A 19642-nucleotide genomic window follows, 5' to 3' on the forward strand; every position below is an offset into this window, starting at 1 on the left:
GGATGGTCGTGAGCACCCTTCTCCGCCGCCCGGTCGACCGCGAGATCCTCCGCCTCGCCGTTCCCGCTCTCGGGGCTCTGGTGGCGGAGCCGATCTTCCTTCTGGCCGACTCGGCGATGGTCGGGCACCTCGGGGTCGCGCCCCTCGCGGGTCTCGGCATCGCGAGTGCGGTGCTGCAGACGATCGTTGGGCTGATGGTGTTCCTCGCCTACAGCACGACTCCCGCTGTCGCGCGCCGGCTGGGAGCGGGCGACGAGCGCGGTGCGGTCGCGGCGGGCGTGGACGGCTGCTGGCTCGCGCTCGTGCTCGGAGTGGTGCTCGCCGGCGCGGGGTGGGCGGCCTCGCCGTTCCTGGTGAGTCTGTTCGGAGCGTCGTCCGAGGTCAGCGAGCAGGCGACGCAGTACCTGAGCCTGTCCATGCTGGGACTCCCGGCCATGTTGCTGGTCTATGCCGCGACCGGACTGCTGCGCGGCCTCCAGGACACCCGCACGCCACTCGCCGTCGCGGTCGCGGGCTTCGCCGCGAACATCGTGCTCAACTACCTGTTCATCTATGTCGCCGGACTCGGCATCCGCGGGTCGGCGCTCGGTACCGTCGCGGCGCAGTGGGCGATGGTGCTGGTGTACGCGATCATCGTGGCCCGTCACGCCCGCCGGGTCGGGGCCTCCCTCCTGCCCCATCACACCGGCATCGGCCGGACGGCGCGTGCCGGCGGCTGGCTGTTCCTCCGCACGGCGAGCCTGCGTGCGGCCATGCTGCTGGCGGTCTTCGCCGCCACCCGTCTCGGACCGGACGAACTCGCCGCCTTCCAGGTCACGATGACCGTGTTCGCGACTCTCGCCTTCGCCCTCGACGCCCTCGCCATCGCCGCGCAGGCACTCATCGGGAAGGGGCTGGGGGCCGGCGACCTCGAGAACGTCCGTGCGGTGCTGCGCCGGTGCGTGCAGTGGGGAATCGGCGCGGGCGCGGTTCTCGGCCTGGTGACGATCGCGCTGAGCCCTGTCGCGGCGGGCATCTTCACGAGCGATCCGTCGGTCGCCGCGCTGCTGCCCCTGTCGCTGGCGATCGTCGGCGCAGGCTCCCCGCTGGGCGGCTACGTGTTCGTGCTCGACGGGGTGCTCATCGGTGCCGGAGACGCCCGGTATCTCGCCCTCACCGGCCTCGCGAACGTGGCTGTTTTCGTCCCGCTCGCGGTCGCCGCCGCCGTCTGGGGCGGGCACGATGCGACCGGCCTGGCCGCCCTGACCGCAGCGTTCGCCTTCGGCTACCTCGGCGCCCGCGCGCTCACGCTCGGTCTGCGCGCTCGCGGCCGCACGTGGATGCGTGCGGGCGCGACGGTCTGACCCTCACGCTTCGGCCGCTACGCCTCCCCCGCCGGCGCAGACGGCACGGCCGCGCCGATGCTCCCCGCGAGCCCCTACGCCAGCCACTCCCGCGCAGCGACCACGAGCGCCCGGACCCCGGTGTCGATCGTCGGCTGCGGAAGCGGCGCGAAGAACGGCGAGTGGTTGGTCGGGATGTCGGTGTCGACCGTGCCCGCCGCCATCGCGGTGAGCACCGTCTCCGGGTCGGCCCCTCCGAGCATCCAGTAGACCAGCGGGGCGCCGGCCGCGGTCGCGAGATTGCCGACGTCCTCACTGCCGGAGAGCGCGCCGGGGTGCAGCACCCGATCGGCCCCGAACTCGGCCGCGAAGGCCGCATTGACCCGCTCTGTCGACTCGGGGTCGTTCACAGTGACGGGGTAGCGCTCCCCCCACTCCATATCCGGAGCCTTCGGGGCGCCGGACGCCTGCGACTCCGCCGCGATGACGCGGTGGACGCCGTCCAGCACGCGCTGCCGGACCTCCTCGTTGAAGCTGCGCACACTGATCCCGAGCGTGGCTTCGGCCGCGATGATGTTGTTCTTGGTGCCGGCGTGGAGGCTGCCGACCGTCACGACGGCGGTGTCCTGCGGCGAGATCTCGCGCGACACGACCGTCTGCAGGCGCATGACCGTCGCCGCCGCCATCACCACCGGATCGATCGTCGTCTCGGGCCGGGATCCGTGACCGCCGCGCCCGTGGAGCGTTACCTCCATCGTGTCGACCGCCGCCATGGCCGCACCGGGGTGCGCGCCGACCATCCCGGCCGGGTACGGCAGCACGTGCTGCCCCAGCACGACATCCGGAACCGGCACCTTCTCATACAGACCGTCGTCGACCATCACCTGAGCTCCGCCGCCGTGCTCCTCAGCAGGCTGGAAGAGGGCGACGAGGGTTCCGGACCACTCGCCGCGCGAGTCGTTCAGCGCCTCGACGGCACCGAGCAGGCAGGTGATGTGGATGTCGTGGCCGCACGCGTGCATCAGCGGCACGGCGTTGCCCGCCTCGTCGGTCACCGTCTCGGTCGAGGCCCACGGGAGCCCGGTCTGCTCGCGAACGGGGAGCGCATCCATGTCGGCCCGCAGCAGCACGGTCGGGCCGTCGCCGTTGCGCAGGACGCCCACGACGCCCGTCGTGGCGATGCCGGTGTGCACCTCGAGCCCCAGTTCGGCCAGCCGCTCGGCGACGATGTCGGCCGTGCGGTGCTCGGTGAAGGCGAGTTCGGGGTGGGCGTGAAGGTCGCGGTAGAGGGCTTCGAGATCCATGCCGTCAGCCTACGACCGGCGCCCCCGAGGAGACCCGTGGAGCCGCCGTTGTGTTGCCCTGGTGGAAAACGCTCGTGAATGTGGAGGGAATCGGCTCGCCGCCCTCCAGCATCTCGACGACAGCCCGCCCCGCGGCGCGCCCCTTCTCGACGGCGGGCTGAACGAGGGTCGTGAGGTCGTACGGCCAGAGGCCGTCGACGCGCACACCGTCGAAACCGACGACGCTGACATCCCACGGCACTTCCAGACCCAGCTCCTCGGCCGCACGGATGACGCCCGCGGCCAGCAGGTCGCTCTGGGCGATGACGGCGGTCGGCCGGTGCCGCGCGTCGGCGAGGAGGGCACGGCCGGCGGCGCGTCCTTCCTCCACGAACGACCCGCGCGTGACCCAGCCGGGGGCGTCCGGGAAGACGTCCCGGGCGCCGGCGAGCCGGTCGAGCGCGGTGGTGGAGCTGGCCGCCGCCAGGCGGTCCGGTGTCAGCGGTCCGCGCGCGCGATCGCGGGTGAGCGACAGCGTCACCACCGAGACGTCGCGGTGGCCGAGGTCGTAGAGGTGCTGGGCGGCGACGCGGGTGGCCTCCCGGTTGTCCTGACCGATCGTCGGGACGCCGTCGGCCGGGTCTCCCTCGATCGCGACGAGCGGGATGCCGCGCTGGCGGAGAGTCGCCACCGACTCGTCGAGACGCGGGCTGCAGCCGACAAGCACGACCGCATCCATCGGGGCGTCCTCGATCCGCTGCGCGGCCTCGCCGGCGTCGGTGAGGATGAGGAGGCCCGCGTCGATCGCGCCGATCTCCTCCGTGATGCCGTCGAGCAGGGCGATCTTGATGGGGTCGCGGAAGGCGTCGCGCACGCGCTCCTCCATCACGACACCGACGATGCCCGAGCGACCGCGGCGCAGTGACCGCGCCCGCGGGTCGGGCCCGGCGTAGTTGAGACGCTTCGCGGCGGCGAGCACGCGCTCGCGGGTGGCGTCAGAGACCGGGCCTGTTCCGGAGAACGCGAGCGATGCGGTGGAGTTCGACACACCGGCCAGGCGGGCGACCGCGGCCAGGGTGGGCCGGACGCTCGCGGGGGCTGTGCTGGGTTCGTTCACGTGTGGTAGCTTAGTCGAATCGTTTCGATCGAAACGATTCGAGCAGACGAACCCACAGGAATTCGCCCGATGTCACAGCCGATCTCGACCACCACGCGCTCCCGTCGGGAGCTCACCGCATGGCGCAACGCGGTCTTCGTCATCTTCATCCTCTCCGGGCTCGCCCTCGCGACCTGGGTGGCCCGCATCCCGGGCATCCGCGACGACCTGGGACTGGGCAAGGACCCCTCGGCCGTCGGGCTCCTCATCCTCGGGATGTCGGTGGGCGCCATCCTCGGCCTCACCGTCTCCTCCCCCATCCTGGTCCGCTTCGGTCCGCATCGCGGGATGGTCGCCGGCCTCGTGATCGTCGCCATCGGCATCCTGTTCATCGGCTTCGGAGCGACGACCTTCCACTCCATCCCTTCGGTCGCCGTCGGGCTCATCCTGCTCGGCTTCGGCAACGGCATGGTCGACGTGATGATGAACGTCGAGGCCACCGCCGTCGAGCGTGAGATCGGGAAGACGCTTCTGCCGCTCATGCACGCGTGCTTCAGCCTCGGCACGGTGCTCGGCGCCGGCATCGGTGCGGCGGCCGCAGCGCTCGGGGTCGCGGTCGTCTGGCACCTGCTCGGGACGGCCGTGGTCATCGTCGCGATCGCGATCGTGGCCGTCCGCTACATCCCGCGCGAGGCCGAACTCGGCGACGAGGCGGCCGAGAAGGAGCGCATCCCGTTCGGCGAGCGCATGCGCACCTCGCTCGCCGTCTGGGCCGACTGGCGGCTCATCCTCATCGGCGTCGTCATGCTCGGCATGGCGTTCGGCGAGGGCTCGGCGAACGACTGGATCTCGCTGGCCGTCGTCGACGGTCATGGTCAGGCCAACTCCGTCGGCGCGCTCGTGTTCGGCTTCTTCGTGGTCGCGATGACCGTCGGCCGGGTCGTCGGCGGCCCGATCGTCGACCGCATCGGCCGCGTCAATGCCATCCGGATCACCGCCGGCATGGGTGCCGTCGGCCTTGTGCTGTTCATCGTCGGCGGCCCGATGTGGCTGGTCGTCATCGGAACCGTGCTCTGGGGGTTCGGCGTCTCGCTCGGCTTCCCGCTCGGGATGTCGGCGGCCGCCGACGGCGCCGCGAACCCCGCCGCACGCGTCTCCGCGGTCGCGATCATCGGCTACTGCGCCTTCCTGGCCGGTCCGCCGCTGATCGGCTTCCTCGGCCAGCACTTCGGCCTCCTGAACGCGCTGTTCCTCGTGCTCGCGCTGCTGGTCGCCGCGTTCCTGGCGGCACCCGCCGTGCGCCCGGTCGACGCGCCCGCGGAGCGCCGCGCCGCCTCCCCCGACCCCGCCTGATGCAGCGCGAAAGCTGACGCCGCGCTCGACCTGACGCCGCGCTAGACGAAGCGGAGGCAGACCGGGGTCGGGACGGGCGAGGTCCCGAGCAGACGGAGGCTGCGCTCGGCATCGTCGAACGCGAGCACCGCGATCTCGTCGCTGTCTTGGCAGGCCGCCAGCACCCGGTCGCCTCCGGGCGCGATCACGAGGTCACGCGGCGTGCGGCCACCGACCGCGACGGAGTCCACCAGACGCAGCCGCGACGCCTCGGCGTCGAACGCGAAGATCGCGACCGCGTCATCCCCGCGGTTGCTCACCAGCACCGTGCGGCCGGAGTCGCTGATGCACACGGCGGCGGTCAGGTTGTCGCCGTCGGCCCCGTCGGCCCGGGTCGTCGTGCTCTGCACCCGCACGAAGCGGTCGCCCTCCCGCCGCAGCACGTCGGCGCTGGAATCGAGCTCGTTCACCAGCACCACGTGACGGCCGTCGGGATGGAACGCCAGGTGCCGCGGGCCGGCCGAGCCGAGCACAACGGTCGCCTCGGGGCGGAAGGTCAGCGCGCCGGCATCCGAGAACGCATACCAGCGCACCTCGCCGATGCCGAGATCCACGACGACGACATCGCCGCTCACCGGGTCGACGCTCAGCTGGTGCACGTGCGGCGCATCCTGCCGCTCCGGGTCGGGTCCGCGGCCCTCGTGCCGCACGAATGCGGTGCGCTCTCCGAGCGATCCGTCAGCGGCGAGAGCGAACACCGACACCGTGCCGCCGCCGTACGTCCCCGCGATGAGGAATCGCCCGCTCGGGTGCACCACCGCGTGCGCCGGAGACGGCCCGCCGCTCGACGCCGAGCCCAGCTCCGTCAGCGAGCCGTCGGCCGCGCGGGCAAAGGCGACGAGGCCACCGTCGGGCTCCGTCTCGCTGACCGCGTACACGTGCTCACCACCGGGCGCGGCCGTCACCCAGGACGGGTTCGCCACCCGCGCCGCGACCGACACATCGGTCACGTCCGACCCGTCGAAGCGGGCGCTGAGCACACCCTCGGCGTGACCGTCGACGTGCGGGAGGCGTTCGGTGTAGGTGCCGATGAGAAGCTCGTAGGCCATGCCGACCATCCAACCACCGTCCCCGGCTGCACTTAGGATGTTGCGGTGCGCCTCGTCATTGCCAACTGCTCCGTCGACTATGCGGGGCGGCTCAGCGCGCACCTGCCGCTGGCGACACGGCTGCTGATGCTGAAGGCCGACGGCAGCCTCCTCGTCCACTCCGACGGCGGGTCGTACAAGCCGCTCAACTGGATGAGCCCGCCGTGCACGCTGACCGTCGACGAGCCCGACGAGCTGCAGCGCGCGGCCGGGATCCGCGAGGTCTGGCGCGTCACCCAGGCGAAGACCGCCGACATGCTCGTCGTGTCCATCCACGAGATCATCAGCGACACCGCGCACGACCTCGGCATCGACCCGGGTCTGCAGAAGGACGGCGTGGAGGCACACCTGCAGAAGCTCCTCGCCGAGCAGATCCACCTTCTCGGCGACGGCCACGTGCTGGTCCGCCGGGAATACATGACCGCGATCGGCCCTGTCGACATCCTCGCCCGCGACTCCGCGGGAGCTGCGGTCGCCGTCGAGCTGAAGCGACGGGGCGACATCGACGGCGTCGAGCAGCTGACGCGCTACCTGGAGCTGATGAACCGCGACCCGCACCTCGCCCCGGTCACCGGCGTGTTCGCCGCCCAGGAGATCAAGCCGCAAGCGCGCACGCTGGCGGAAGACCGCGGCATCCGCTGCCTGGTGCTCGACTACGACGCCATGCGCGGCCTCGACGACAGCGACAGCAGGCTGTTCTGATGGCCCAGCCGCGTTTCCCCCAGAGCTACGAGAACGTCCCCGTCCGCAAGGCCCTGACCGCCCTCGCCGCCGAGCCGACCCTAGAGAACCTGGATGCGCTGCTCGCCGCCGCGGTGAAGGGCGGCCTGGTGGTGGATGTGACCGGCTCCACTCCGCAGGACACCCGGCTTCGCACCATCAGCTCCACCACCGGCGAGGCGGTGCTCCCCCTCTTCACGTCGATGAATGCGCTCCGGGCGGCCGTCGCCCAGTCGGCGGAGGGCGAGGGAGCGCGCGTGCAGGCGGTCATCGTGCCGGCGCACGAGGCGCTGGGATTCATCCACACCGCCGAGTTCGTCGCCGTGCAGTTCGACCCGGGAGCCGCGCACACCATGGTCGTCGCACGTTCTCACATCGAATCCGCCCTCGGCGAGCGCTGACCTGGGCTTCAGATACGTCACATACCATAGGACCGCTATGACCAACCCGACCACCACCGTCACCCGGACCTGGACCTGCGTCCTGTTCGACCTCGACGGCACCCTCACCGACTCCGCACCCGGCATCACGTCGTCGCTCGCCCGCATGTTCGCGACGATCGGCCAGCCGGTGCCGTCCCCCGCCCAACTCCTCGAGTACGTCGGTCCGCCGCTGCTCGACTCGCTGCAGAGCCTGGGCGGCATGACCGAGCCGGCCGCACGCCACGCCCTCGCCGTCTATCGCGAGGACTACGCCGCCCACGGCGCGTTCGACTCCGCCGTCTTCCCCGGAGTGCGCGGCCTGCTGCAGCGTCTGCACGCGGCCGGGATCCCCCTCGCCATCGCGACCAGCAAGCCCGAGGCGCAGGCGACCCGCATCCTCGAGCACTTCGGCCTGGCCGAGTACTTCGACGTCATCACCGGCGCGACCGACGACGAGAGCCGCAGCGCCAAGGCGGATGTGGTGGCCGAGGCTCTGCGCCGCCTCGGCGAGCGCGGCGTCGACCTCGAGCACACCGTCATGGTGGGCGACCGCCAGTACGACGTCGAGGGTGCGGGCGCGCACGGTCTGCCCACCATCCTCGTCGAGTGGGGCTACGGTTCACCGGCCGAGGCCGCCGGGGCGATCGCCGTCGTGCACTCCGCCGACCAGCTGAGCGCTCTGCTGCTCGGCTGACCGCTTCCGCCACTGTTCACCGACACGGACTAGGCGGCCCGGTGCGCTCACGGGTAGGCTGATGTGTTGCGAAACCGCACTTCATACAGCACTAGGAATCCATATGCGCACACGTAATCCGTTCGTTCCGGCTGCCATCGTGGCGGCCCTCACTATCGGCTCGCTGGCGGCCTGCTCCAGCGGCGGCAACACCAACTACGTCTCCTCGCACACGCCCGCGTCGTCGTCCTCGTCGGCGGCCGGTTCGTCCGAGGACGCGAAGTCCGAGGAACTGCCCTCCGACTTCCCGAAGGACGAAGTACCCGTCGTCGACGGCACCGTCGTCGTCGCCCGTGGCGACAAGGAGAACGGCTGGTCGGTCACCGTCCAGCCGTCGGGCAAGAACGGCTTTGCCGACGCGAAGTCCGCGCTCGAGGGCAAGGGCTTCACGCAGCAGCCCGGCGCCACCGACACGTCCGCCGTCTACACCAACGACACCTACACGGTCTCGGTGAAGACTCCTGGCGTCTCCGTGACCTACAACGTCACCGCCAACCAGTAACACCTCCTTCTCGCACCGCGCCGCCCACCGTCGACTACGCGAAAACTGCACGGAATCACGCGATTTCCGGTCAGTTTCTGCGGACTCGACGGTGGGCGGTTGTGCGTAGGGGCGGGGCGCGGCGGGCGGCGGTCAGGCGTCGATGATGCGGACGAGTTCGTCGATGAAGGCGGTGAAGGTGTCGGCACGGCGGATGAGGCCGAGCACGGTCTCGCGGTCGGAGAACACCTCGACGAACTGGTCGAAGACCGTCTGGAAGGACGCGCGACCCGCCGCCGAGAAGGCGATGAACGCGATCACGTTGACCCGGGCGTCGCCCCAGTCGATCGCCGTGTCGTTGACGACGATCGCGATCGCGGTGCGGTGTGCGCTCATCGTCATGGCGTGCGGCACCGCGAGGGAGTCGGTGAACGCCGTGGACGACATCTGCTCGCGCTCGACGGTCTGGTCGACGTACTCCTGGTCGATCGCTCCGGCCGCGATCATCCGGTCGCCGAGGGCGCGGATCATCGTGATCGGGTCGCGTGCGTAGAAGTTCCGCAGGAACAGGCTCTCGTCGAAGTACTCCAGCAGCTCGCTCTTGATCCGCGCGCGGTGGCGCTGACGGCGGATGCGGGACGCGGCCTGACGGATGTGCTCCACGTCGGTCTCGGTGAGGAACGGCTGCACGATGACCGTGTTCTCCCGCCGCCCGCGCGGGTCGATGGTGGTCAGCACCAGGTCGGCATCGATGGCGTCCCAGTCGGCGTCTGTCGACGTGATGACGCTGGTGATGTCGAGCTCGTCGCCGAGGGTGCTCTCCAGCCGGTCGCGCAGCAGGATGTGCATGTCGTAGTAGTTGGGGCACACCACCGCACAGGTGACCGCATCCCGCCGCCGTGACTGCTGCTCGAGATAGGCGCCGACGTGCATCGCGATGTAGGCGATCTCGTCGTCGTTGACCTCGATGCCCTCGGCCGACTGCAGCCGGCTGGCGATGTAGACGGCGAGCTCGTAGATCATCGGATACGAGCTCTTGATCGACCGGGTGAGCGGGTTGCGCGAGTAGGTGTTCTCGTGCGCCCGGGCCACCAGGTTCTGCACGTGCAGGGTGAGGCGGACGATGAAGTTCTCGTCGTGGAGGTCGACGAGGTACTCGGTAGATGCGCGGTCCACGATGCCGCGGACCACCGCCAGGTCGGCCGGGCTGACGAACTCCTCCACCGTGTCGCGCCCGGCGCCGGGTGCGATGACGCGCGTGCGCATGAGGATGGCCAGGTAGCGCAGCTCGGTCGTGTCGAGCGCCGTGCCGAAATGCCGTTCGATCAGCTGCCCCAGGTCATGCGCGAGTGAGCGGATGGTCTCGCTCGCCTCCGGCTCCTCGACAGCGGGGAGCACCCGATCCTTCGCGACGCGGTCGAGAGCGACCGCCATGTGCAGGAGGACGTCGTTGATGCCGTACTCGTTGACGAAGAAGCCGCGCGCGTCGAGCATCGCGACGAGGTCGGACTTGAAGTCGACCAGACCGCTCGATCCGAACGCCTCCTGGATGCGGGCGACGTCGACGACGCTCTGCCGCATCTCGTCGCGGAACAACCGGCTGAGCAGCTTCCGCCGCGCGATCTCGGGCCCGAGGAGCTGCACCACGGCGCCGTGGCGTTCGAGGGCGAGCTCCGTGCCGGAGAGGAGGCCGCGCATCCTCGTCAGGTCCGACTCGATCGTGGAGTCGCTGACGAACAGGCTCTCGGCCGTCTCGTAGACGTCGATTCCGTCCGGCTCGTCGAGCAGGCGCCGGGCGAGGAAGACGAGCCGTTCCTGCGGGGAGCCCGCCGTTCCGGTCTCCGAGGTGCCGTCGCCCGCCAGGTAGGCCGCGTAGGCATCGGGCTTGACGCGGTAGCCGTTCGATCCGGACTCGACGACATCGCCGAGCGCTGCCGCGTAGCTGCGGATGCTCCGGGTCGTCACCCCGATGTCGTGCGCGAGCTCGGCAGCCGTCACCCAGGCAGCACGACGCGCGAGGATGTCGAGCATCCTCGTCTGCTTCGCCGAGAGCGCCACCAGCGACCACCTTTCCCGACGAGTCAACCACCCCGTAGGGTGCCGCCGTGCGCTTCCGGCCAATTTTCCGCACCCCCGGAAGAAACGCTGCTGGAGCGCGGGCGCACAGCGAGCGAGCATTGCTGACGTTCCATGAGCTCCACCCAGCACGAAAGGCAAGGATCGATGAAGATCGTGGTCGTCTGCGGCGCCGGTGCGTCCAGCACCTTCGTGGCCGTCAAGCTGCGCAGTGCCGCCCGTGAGCGCGGGGCGATCATCGAGGTCCAGCCGGGGAGTGCGAGCCAGCTGGAGTCCCTCGCCGGAGTGGATGTCGTCCTCGTCGGCGCGCACCTCGAGTCGGCCGTCCCGGCGATCCGTGAGCGGGCCGCCGCCACCGGCACCGCCGTCGCCGTGCTTCCCCCCGTCTCCCCGGCCGCCCTCGACGGCGAGCGCGCCCTGGACCTGGCTCTCAACGCCAAGGCGGCGGCACTATGAGCAGAGCCGCATACGGAATGGCGGCGGCCACCAGGCCATCACGGAACGAAGGAGACCACAACCATGGCTGAACGGATCATCACGGTCGGATCGACGCACGGGCTGCACGCCCGCCCGGCGAAGCTCTTCGTGGAGGCGGTCAACAGCTCGGGCGCGAAGGTGAAGCTGACCAAGGAGGGCGGCAAGACCGTCGACGCCGGCAGCATCCTCGGCGTGATCTCGCTGGGCATCGACCACGGCGACAAGATCGTGCTCACCACCGACGCGGACAACGGCGAGGCGGTCCTCGACGACCTCGCGGTGATCCTGGCCACGGACCACGACGCCTGAGCGGCGGACGCATCATGAGCGACACGAACATCCTCACCGGCGCCGGCATCGGCCAGGGCGTCGCCGTCGGGCCTGTCCTGCGGATGTCGGCTCCACTGCCCGAGCCGTCGGATCAGCCGAGCACACGCACCCCCGACGAGGAGAAGGCCCGCGTGCAGCAGGCCGTCGCCACGGTCGCGGCGGACCTGCGCGAGCGCGCATCCACTGTCCAGGGCACGGCGGCGGATGTGCTGGAGGCGCAGTCGATGATGGCGGAGGATTCGACCCTCGCCGACGACGTCGCCTCCCGCATCGACGGAGGGAAGACCGCAGAGCGCGCCGTCTTCGAGGGCTTCGCCGTCTTCCGCGACATGCTCAAGGAGCTGGGCGGCTACATGGGCGAGCGCGCCGGCGACCTCGACGACGTCTCGCAGCGCGTCGTGGCGGCCCTGGAGGGCAAGCCGGCTCCCGGCGTGCCGCAGTCGGAGACCCCGTTCGTCCTGGTCGCGCACGATCTCGCCCCCGCGGACACGGCGCTGCTCGACCTGACCAAGGTGCTCGGGCTCGTGACCACCGAGGGCGGCCCCACCTCGCACACCGCCATCCTGGCGCGGGAGAAGTCCATCGTCGCGGTCGTCGGCGCGGCCGGCGCCGGAAGCCTCGCCGACGGCGACGAGGTCGTGGTGGATGCGGCGGCCGGTACGGTCACCGTCTCACCGACCGAGACCCAGCGTGCGGACGCGCTCCATCGCATCGAGGAGCGCGCCGCCGCCCTCGCCGGCGGGGTCGAGCCGGGCGCGCTCGCGGACGGCACCGCCGTCCCGCTGCTCGCGAACCTCGGCTCGGCCGCGGGGGCCGAGGACGCGCTGGCCGCAGGCGCCGAGGGCGTCGGACTGTTCCGCACGGAGTTCCTCTTCCTCGACCAGCGCCTGGCGCCCGATGTCGCTCAGCAGCGCGAGCAGTACGTGAAGCTGCTCAGCGCGTTCGGCGGCGGCCGCAAGGTGGTCGTTCGGGTGCTCGACGCCGGCGCGGACAAGCCGCTCGAGTTCCTCAACGACGCGCACGAGGACAATCCGGCACTCGGGCTCCGCGGGCTGCGCTCGCTGCGCGCCAACGAGGACATCCTCCGCGAGCAGCTCACCGCCCTCGCCGAAGCCGACGCGCAGACCGACGCGGACCTCTGGGTCATGGCACCGATGGTCTCGACCGTCGAGGAGACCCGCTACTTCACGGAGCTCGGCCGCGAGTACGGCCTGAAGACCGTCGGCGTCATGGTCGAGGTCCCCTCGGCGGCGCTTCTCGCCGACCGTGTGCTCCAGATCGCGGACTTCGCCTCGATCGGCACCAACGACCTCACGCAGTACACGCTCGCGGCCGACCGCCTGCTCGGTTCGGTCGCCGGGTTCCAGGATCCCTGGCATCCGGCTGTCCTCCGCCTCATCGGCGAGGTCGGCGCGGCAGGCGCGGCTTCGGGCAAGCCCGTCGGCATCTGCGGTGAGGCGGCGGCGGACCCCCTGCTCGCCGTCGTGCTCGTCGGCCTCGGCGCGACGACGCTCTCGATGTCGCCCGCGGCGATCGCCGACGTGCGGCTCTCGCTCAAGCGCTACACCCTCGGCCAGGCCCGTTCGCTGGCCGAGACCGCCCTGGCCGCCGACGGCGCGGCCGAAGCGCGGGCGGCGGTCCGTGAGGCCGCCGACCGTTTCACCTCACCAGCCCCCGACAACAGAAACGAGGCACCACAATGACATCGGCGACACAGACGTCGGCGACGGCGTCGGCCCCGAAGAAGCCCAACAGCGCGCGCGTCCACGTGCAGCGGTTCGGCACCTTCCTCTCCAACATGGTGATGCCCAACATCGCCGCATTCATCGCGTGGGGCATCGTCACCGCGCTCTTCATCGCTCAGGGCCCGTTCCCCAACAAGGACATCGCGAGCCTCGTCGGCCCGATGATCACCTACCTGCTCCCGCTCCTCCTCGCCAACACCGGCGGTCGCCTCGTCTACGGCGTGCGCGGCGGCGTGGTGGGCACCATCGCGGCTATGGGCGTGATCGTCGGCACCGACATCCCGATGTTCATCGGAGCGATGATCATGGGCCCGCTCGGCGGCTACCTGATGAAGCAGGTCGACCGCATCTGGGAGGGGAAGATCAAGGCGGGCTTCGAGATGCTCGTCAACAACTTCTCCGCCGGAATCCTCGGCTTCCTGTTGGCGGTGGGTGCGTTCTTCGGCATCGCCCCCCTGGTGCAGGGCCTGAGCAAGGCGCTCGAGGCCGGTGTGGACTGGCTGGTGTCGGTCCACCTGCTCCCCCTGGTCAGCATCCTGGTCGAGCCGGGCAAGGTGCTGTTCCTCAACAACGCGATCAACCACGGCGTGTTCACGCCGATCGGCACACTGGAGTCGCAGCAGGCGGGCAAGTCGATCCTCTTCCTCATCGAGACAAACCCCGGCCCCGGTGCCGGAATCCTGCTCGCGTGGGCGATCTTCGGTCTCGGTGCGGCCCGCGCGGCCGCCCCCGGCGCGTTCATCATCCAGTTCTTCGGCGGCATCCACGAGATCTACTTCCCGTACGTGCTCATGAAGCCCATCCTGATCATCGGCGCGATCCTCGGCGGCATGACCGGTGTCGCGGTGAACGTGGCCTTCCAGACCGGCCTTCGAGCGCCCGCTGCGCCAGGATCGGTGTTCGCCATCTTCGCGCAGGCGCCCGTCTCGAGCATGCTGGGCATCGCTCTGGCGATCATCTCCGCTGCCGCGGTCTCGTTCGCCTTCACCGCGATCGTCCTGCGATCCAGCCGCAAGCGCGACCTGCTGGCCGGCAACGCCGGCGACCTGTCGGCCGCCGTCGCCCAGACCGAGGCGAACAAGGGCAAGTCCTCCTCGGTGCTCGGCGGCCTCGTCGACGAGGCCGAGCACGACACCGGCGACGCCCAGGGCGACGCCACGGATCGACTGGTGCGCAACATCGTCTTCGCGTGCGACGCTGGCATGGGTTCGAGCGCGATGGGCGCATCGGTGCTCCGCAACAAGATGAAGAAGGCCGGAGTGGAGGGGGTCACGGTCACGAACCAGGCGATCAGCAACCTCGACGGAACGGCCGACCTGGTCATCACGCAGCAGCAGCTGACGGACCGCGCCAAGGGCCAGTCGCCCGACTCGATCCACGTCTCGGTCGACAACTTCATGAACAGCCCCAAGTACGACGAGGTCGTCGACCTCGTCAAGAACCAGCGAACCACGGAGGACGCCAACAAATGACCGACACGATTCTCGACCGGGCGAACGTCGTGGCCGCGGGCACCGCGACCACGCGGGAGGACGCGATCCGTGAGGCGGGTGAGCTGCTCGTGCAGTCGGGCGCCGTCGAGCCGGGTTACGTCGACTCGATGCAGGAGCGCGAGAACACCGTCTCCACCTTCATGGGGAACGGCCTCGCCATCCCGCACGGCACCAACGAGTCCAAGGACGAGATCAAGCGGTCCGCGCTCTCCTTCATCCGCTACTCCTCGCCGCTCGACTGGGGCGGCGAGGAGGTGCGGTTCGTGGTCGGCATCGCCGGTCAGAACAACGAGCACCTCGAGATCCTGTCGAAGATCGCCATCCTGTTCTCGGAGGAGGACGATGTCCAGAAGCTGCTCGACGCCCCCGACGCCGAGGCGCTGTACACGCTGTTGGGAGATGTGAACGAGTGAAGGCCGTCCACTTCGGAGCCGGCAACATCGGACGCGGCTTCGTGGGGCTCCTGCTCCACGAAGCCGGGTACGAGGTCGTGTTCGCGGACGTCAATGCCGAGCTCATCGACGCCCTCGCCGCGGCGGACTCGTATCGCGTCCACCTGGTGGGTGAGGACTCGGAGACGAAGACCGTCACCGGGTTCCGCGCGATCAACAGCGCGACCGAGGAGGATGCGCTGGTCGCCGAGATCGCCTCGGCCGACGTGGTGACGACGGCGGTCGGTCCCCGCATCCTCCGTTTCGTCGCCCCCGTGATCGCCCGCGGTCTGGCCGCTCGGGCGGACGACGCGCCCCGCCTGGCCGTGATGGCCTGCGAGAACGCGATCGGCGCCTCGGACCTGCTGGCGGCGGAGCTCATGGACGGGCTCCCGGACGACGACACCCGCGAGCAGCTGGCTGCGCGTGCGGTGTTCGCGAACACCGCCGTCGACCGCATCGTCCCCGCGCAGGCGGCGGACGCCGGGATCGACGTGACCGTCGAGACGTTCTACGAGTGGGTCGTCGACCGTTCGCCGTTCGCCGGGCACGCGCCCGAGATCCCGGGCGCCCACTTCGTCGACTCACTCGGCCCGTACATCGAGCGGAAGCTGTTCACGGTCAACACCGGGCACGCGACCGTGGCATACACCGGCTTCCTTCACGGGGCCACCACGATCAGCGAGGCCATCGCGATCCCCGCCGTCCGGGAGGCGGCGGAGGCCGCTCTGCGCGAGACCTCGGCAGCGCTCACCGCCAAGCACGGCCTGCCGGAGGAGGAGCTCGCCGCGTACCGCGCGAAGATCCTCGGCCGGTTCGCGAACCCGTACCTGGTCGACGAGGTCACTCGCGTCGGGCGCGAGCCCATCCGCAAGCTCGGCAGGAACGACCGCTTCATCGGTCCGGCTTCCGACTACGCGGAGCACGTCGGCGGCATCCCGACGGCCCTGATCCAGGCCGTCGGTTCCGCCCTCCGGTTCGACGTGCCCGAGGACACACAGAGCGTCGAGCTGCTCAAGCTGCTCGACGAGGCCGAGCCGGCCGCGATCGTCGAAGAGGTCATGGGCGTAGAGCCCGGTGAACCGCTCCACGAGCCGCTCGTCGAGACCGTCGCCCTGGCTCAGCAGGAGCGCTTGGACGCGGCGCTCTGACAGCTGCGGCCGGGCGGCTCCCCCCGCCGTCCGGCCGCCCCTGAGCATCCGCCGACCGCAGATCACAGCGCGCGGGGCTGGTGGTACGTTTCGCATGTGAGCCGAATCGTGTCGGTGGCCCCGGTGCTCCCCGCCCGGAGCTACAGCCAAGGGGAGATCACCGCCGCGCTGCTCGCGATGATCACGTCGGACCCCGCCAGGCAGCAGGTGATGCGCCGCATCCACGCCGCCTCCGGTGTGCAGACCCGCAGCCTCGTGATGCCCCTCGAGCGTTACAGTTCGCTGGCCTCGTTCCAGGAGTCCAACGACTTCTTCATCGCCGAGGGGACGACGCTGGCCGAGCGCGCCGTGACCGCGGCCCTCGACTCCGCCGGTCTCGCGCCCACCGACGTCGACTTCCTGCTCTTCACGTCGGTGACCGGCATCGCCGCCCCCTCCATCGACGCCCAGCTGGTGTCGCGGCTGGGCTTGCGCACCGACGTCAAGCGTCTCCCGAGCTTCGGACTGGGATGCGTCGCCGGCGCCGCCGGGATCGCCCGCGTCAATGATTACCTGGCTGGCCACCCGGACGAGGTGGCCATCCTGCTGTCCGTGGAGCTGTGCTCGCTCACCGTGCAGGCGAGCGACGACTCCATGGCGAACATCGTCGCGAGCGGCTTGTTCGGCGACGGCGCCGCGGCCGTCGTCATGGTCGGCGATCGGCGCGCAGAGAAGCTCGGCCTCGCCGGACCCGATGTCGTCGACTCGCGCAGCCACATCTACCCGGACACCGCCGACGTGATCGGCTGGGACATCGGCGGCACCGGATTCCGGATCGTCCTGAGCGCGGGCGTTCCGGAGGTCATCGAGCGCAACTTCGCCGGAGACGCCCGCGGCATCCTCGCCGCCCACGATCTGGAGGTGTCGGACGTCGGTGCCTGGGCCGCGCATCCCGGTGGGCCGAAGGTGCTGGAGGCCTTCTCGCAGGCCCTCGACCTGCCCGACGGCGCCCTCGACGCCAGCTGGCGCTCGCTCGCGAACGTCGGCAACCTGTCCTCCGCGGCCGTGCTGCACGTGCTCGCCGAGCAGCTGGATGCGCACGCAGCCGGCACCATCGGGCTGCTGTTCGCGCTCGGCCCGGGGGTGACGAGCGAGCTCGTCCTGCTGCGCTGGGCGGATGGCGCAGAGCGGTCGGGGCTGGTCTCCGTGCCGGCCGCGCTCCCCGCCGCGGTCGAGGCTGGCACGCCCGCCGCATCCACCGCCCCCGCCGCGCTTCCCGCGGCCGCCATGATCGACCCGGTCCCGTGATCTGGTACACCGTTCTCGTCCTCGCCACGGGCGCAGAACGCATCGCCGAGCTGATCGTCTCGACCCGCAACGCGAAGTGGTCGTTCGCCCGCGGCGGCGTGGAGTTCGGCAAGGGGCACTTCCCGCCGATGGTCGCGCTCCACACCGGGCTGCTGCTGGCGTGTCTGGCGGAGGTCTGGTTCGCCGACCGGCCGTTCCTACCGTGGCTCGGCTGGCCGATGCTCGTGCTGGTGCTCGCCAGCCAGGCGCTGCGCTGGTGGTGCATCGCCACGCTCGGTCCGCGCTGGAACACGCGCGTGATCGTCGTCCGCGACCTGCCGCTCGTGACCGGCGGACCGTACCGCTGGCTGAAGCACCCGAACTACGTCGCGGTGGTCGTCGAGGGCTTCGCCCTCCCGCTGGTCCACACGGCCTGGATCACGGCACTCGTCTTCACCGTGCTGAACGCCTGGCTGCTCGTGGTTCGCATCCGCTGCGAGAACCGGGCGCTCGCCACGGTGCTCGCCGCACCGGCACGCGCATGAACCCGCAGGTCGTCGTGGTCGGGGGCGGCCCCATCGGTCTCGCCTGCGCCATCGAGGCACGCGTGGACGGCCTGGAGGTCGTCCTCGTGGAGCCGCGCGTGGGGCCGATCGACAAGGCGTGCGGAGAGGGCCTGATGCCCGGAGCGCTGGCCGCACTGCACCGGATCGGGGTCGATCCCGCCGGGAGGCGGCTCGACGGCGTCGCCTACATCGACGCGGGATCCCGCGTCGAGCACCGCTTCGCGGAGCGCCCCGGGCGGGGCGTTCGTCGCACCGTGCTGCACCAGGCACTGGCGGAACGGGCGGCCGAGCTGGGCGCTCAGCGCATCCACGCCAGGGTCACCGGCCTCAACCAGGACGCCGACGGTGTCGACCTGACCCTGAGCGACGGCGAGACGCTGCGCGCCCCGTGGGTGATCGCCGCCGACGGCCTGCACTCACCGGTGCGCCGTATGCTCCGGCTGGACGGGCGTGCGCAGCCCGGAACCCGGAGGCGGTTCGGCCTGCGGAAGCACTTCGCGGTCGAACCGTGGACGTCGTTGGTGGAGGTGCACTGGTCGGCTGGGGCCGAGGCGTACGTGACGCCCGTCGACGAGCGCCTGGTCGGCGTCGCCGTGCTCGGCTCGCGGCCCCTCGATGTGGATGAGGTGATCGCGGGCATCCCCGAGCTCGCCGAACGCCTGCACGGCGCCGAGGTGGTGACCGACCCTCGCGGGGCAGGGCCCCTGCTGCAACGGGCGCGCTCGCGGGCCTCGGGGCGGGTGCTGCTGGCGGGCGACGCCTCCGGCTATGTGGACGCCCTGACCGGCGAGGGGATGCGCGTGGGCTTCGCTCAGGCGCGGGCGGCCGTCGCCGCGGTCACGATGGGGAACACCGAGCAGTACGAGCGGGCCTGGCGGGCGACGACACGGGATTTCCGCATGCTCACCTCCGCTCTGGTCGTGGCGGCGCGCTCGCGCTTCCGGCCGCGGATCGTGCCGACCGCCGCTCGTCGCCCCGAGCTGTTCGGCTCGATCGTGGAGCGCCTCTCGCACTGACGCCCTCTTCCGGGCCCGGCGCGCCTCCTCACACTTCCGCGCTCGGGAGACGGCGGTCGTCGAGCGTTATGCCTGCATACTCGGGCATTTAAAGCATGCTTAGCACCTGTGGAATGTGGTCTCCGCACGGGTAGACCGATTAGTATCTGGAATCGAGCATCGAAATCGGATATGCCGAAAGGTGAGACATGAACGCATCCGCACCCGGCCCCGTGGACGACGCGACCGCCCCCGCGCAGAAGGCGGTCAAGAAGCGCACGACGGTGACCTTCTACCTGACCGACGCCATGCGGAATCGTGCACGCGCCGCCTACCGCCAGACCTCGTTCGACGAACGCGACGGCAGTTGGTCGGAGATGCTGAACAAGGCCCTGCTGGCCGAAGTGCAGCGTCGCGAGAAGGCCTACAACGAGGGCAAGGTCTTCGTGGGCAACGACGAACCGCTGACGCCCGGGCGACCGATCGGGTTCTGACCCGCGCTCCGGACGCATACCAGACACGACGAACTCCCGGCACGTCGACGGCTGGGGAGCGTCGACGTGCCGGGAAGCGTC

Annotated in this window: 20 protein-coding genes; 16 read left to right on the forward strand and 4 right to left on the reverse strand. The window is 70.6% G+C overall.

Translation table 11 applies throughout. The features are described 5' to 3' along the window. Positions 1-2: 2 nt before the first annotated feature. On the forward strand, positions 3-1343 hold the full coding sequence (locus tag H284_RS0109835; protein WP_020076102.1) for an MATE family efflux transporter: 1341 nt from the start codon (positions 3-5) through the stop codon (positions 1341-1343). Between the two features lie 74 nt (positions 1344-1417). Here the strand turns inward: H284_RS0109835 and H284_RS0109840 are convergent, their stop codons facing one another. Both H284_RS0109840 and H284_RS0109845 read right to left on the reverse strand, forming a co-directional pair. Then, complete coding sequence (locus H284_RS0109840) at positions 1418-2626, reverse strand: amidohydrolase (RefSeq protein WP_020076103.1); 1209 nt, start codon at positions 2624-2626, stop codon at positions 1418-1420. Positions 2627-2630: 4 nt separating this feature from the next. Further along, complete coding sequence (locus H284_RS0109845; protein WP_020076104.1) at positions 2631-3722, reverse strand: LacI family DNA-binding transcriptional regulator; 1092 nt, start codon at positions 3720-3722, stop codon at positions 2631-2633. A gap of 69 nt (positions 3723-3791) precedes the next feature. Between H284_RS0109845 and H284_RS0109850 the strand changes: the two genes are divergently transcribed. After that, on the forward strand, positions 3792-5054 hold the full coding sequence (locus H284_RS0109850; protein ID WP_020076105.1) for an MFS transporter: 1263 nt from the start codon (positions 3792-3794) through the stop codon (positions 5052-5054). 41 nt (positions 5055-5095) lie between these two features. Here the strand turns inward: H284_RS0109850 and H284_RS0109855 are convergent, their stop codons facing one another. Further along, a complete protein-coding gene (locus H284_RS0109855; protein ID WP_020076106.1) occupies positions 5096-6142 on the reverse strand; it encodes a lactonase family protein in 1047 nt (348 codons plus the stop codon). Between the two features lie 45 nt (positions 6143-6187). Here H284_RS0109855 and nucS point away from each other — a divergent pair, with 45 nt between their 5' ends. The 4 genes from nucS (at position 6188) to H284_RS0109875 (ending at position 8558) form a co-directional block, all read left to right on the forward strand. Next, positions 6188-6883, forward strand: coding sequence for an endonuclease NucS (nucS, locus tag H284_RS0109860; RefSeq protein ID WP_018189138.1), 696 nt, complete (start codon positions 6188-6190; stop codon positions 6881-6883). Then, positions 6883-7302, forward strand: a complete 420-nt coding sequence (locus H284_RS0109865) for an SseB family protein (RefSeq protein ID WP_020076107.1) — start codon at positions 6883-6885, stop codon at positions 7300-7302. Before nucS ends, H284_RS0109865 begins: the two co-directional genes overlap by 1 nt. A 37-nt stretch (positions 7303-7339) precedes the next feature. After that, positions 7340-8017 carry an HAD hydrolase-like protein gene (locus H284_RS0109870; RefSeq protein ID WP_018189136.1) on the forward strand — a complete coding sequence of 226 codons (678 nt, stop codon included), beginning with the start codon at positions 7340-7342 and terminating at the stop codon, positions 8015-8017. A 103-nt stretch (positions 8018-8120) separates the two neighbouring features. Beyond that, entirely contained in the window at positions 8121-8558 is a 438-nt protein-coding gene (locus H284_RS0109875) for a hypothetical protein (RefSeq protein ID WP_020076108.1), read from the forward strand. Between the two features lie 132 nt (positions 8559-8690). Here H284_RS0109875 and H284_RS0109880 read toward each other — a convergent pair whose 3' ends face one another. Next, positions 8691-10595, reverse strand: coding sequence for a BglG family transcription antiterminator (locus H284_RS0109880; RefSeq protein ID WP_020076109.1), 1905 nt, complete (start codon positions 10593-10595; stop codon positions 8691-8693). A 165-nt stretch (positions 10596-10760) separates the two neighbouring features. Between H284_RS0109880 and H284_RS0109885 the strand changes: the two genes are divergently transcribed. The 10 genes from H284_RS0109885 (at position 10761) to H284_RS0109930 (ending at position 19561) form a co-directional block, all read left to right on the forward strand. After that, positions 10761-11069, forward strand: coding sequence for a PTS sugar transporter subunit IIB (locus tag H284_RS0109885; RefSeq protein ID WP_020076110.1), 309 nt, complete (start codon positions 10761-10763; stop codon positions 11067-11069). Between the two features lie 63 nt (positions 11070-11132). Further along, complete coding sequence (locus H284_RS0109890) at positions 11133-11399, forward strand: HPr family phosphocarrier protein (RefSeq protein ID WP_018189132.1); 267 nt, start codon at positions 11133-11135, stop codon at positions 11397-11399. Between the two features lie 14 nt (positions 11400-11413). Beyond that, positions 11414-13123 carry a phosphoenolpyruvate--protein phosphotransferase gene (ptsP, locus tag H284_RS0109895; protein ID WP_020076111.1) on the forward strand — a complete coding sequence of 570 codons (1710 nt, stop codon included), beginning with the start codon at positions 11414-11416 and terminating at the stop codon, positions 13121-13123. After that, the gene (locus tag H284_RS0109900; RefSeq protein ID WP_020076112.1) at positions 13120-14637 is read left to right on the forward strand and encodes a PTS mannitol transporter subunit IIBC; all 1518 of its coding nucleotides are present in this window, start codon (positions 13120-13122) and stop codon (positions 14635-14637) included. The genes ptsP and H284_RS0109900 overlap by 4 nt, the downstream gene beginning before the upstream one ends. Beyond that, the gene (locus H284_RS0109905) at positions 14634-15071 is read left to right on the forward strand and encodes a PTS mannitol transporter subunit IIA (protein ID WP_020076113.1); all 438 of its coding nucleotides are present in this window, start codon (positions 14634-14636) and stop codon (positions 15069-15071) included. The genes H284_RS0109900 and H284_RS0109905 overlap by 4 nt, the downstream gene beginning before the upstream one ends. Beyond that, positions 15068-16240: a mannitol-1-phosphate 5-dehydrogenase gene (locus H284_RS0109910; RefSeq protein ID WP_020076114.1), complete on the forward strand. Its 1173-nt coding sequence runs from the start codon at positions 15068-15070 to the stop codon at positions 16238-16240. Before H284_RS0109905 ends, H284_RS0109910 begins: the two co-directional genes overlap by 4 nt. A gap of 96 nt (positions 16241-16336) precedes the next feature. Next, a complete protein-coding gene (locus H284_RS0109915; RefSeq protein ID WP_020076115.1) occupies positions 16337-17527 on the forward strand; it encodes a type III polyketide synthase in 1191 nt (396 codons plus the stop codon). Then, positions 17524-18051: an isoprenylcysteine carboxyl methyltransferase family protein gene (locus tag H284_RS0109920; protein ID WP_018189126.1), complete on the forward strand. Its 528-nt coding sequence runs from the start codon at positions 17524-17526 to the stop codon at positions 18049-18051. Before H284_RS0109915 ends, H284_RS0109920 begins: the two co-directional genes overlap by 4 nt. Further along, positions 18048-19088 (forward strand): NAD(P)/FAD-dependent oxidoreductase, encoded by a 1041-nt coding sequence (locus H284_RS0109925; RefSeq protein ID WP_020076116.1) that lies wholly within the window; start codon positions 18048-18050, stop codon positions 19086-19088. The genes H284_RS0109920 and H284_RS0109925 overlap by 4 nt, the downstream gene beginning before the upstream one ends. 188 nt (positions 19089-19276) lie before the next feature. Continuing rightward, entirely contained in the window at positions 19277-19561 is a 285-nt protein-coding gene (locus H284_RS0109930) for a ParB family protein (RefSeq protein ID WP_018189124.1), read from the forward strand. Positions 19562-19642: the final 81 nt, after the last annotated feature.

Source organism: Cryocola sp. 340MFSha3.1, from assembly GCF_000383315.1.
GTDB lineage: Bacteria > Actinomycetota > Actinomycetes > Actinomycetales > Microbacteriaceae > Leifsonia.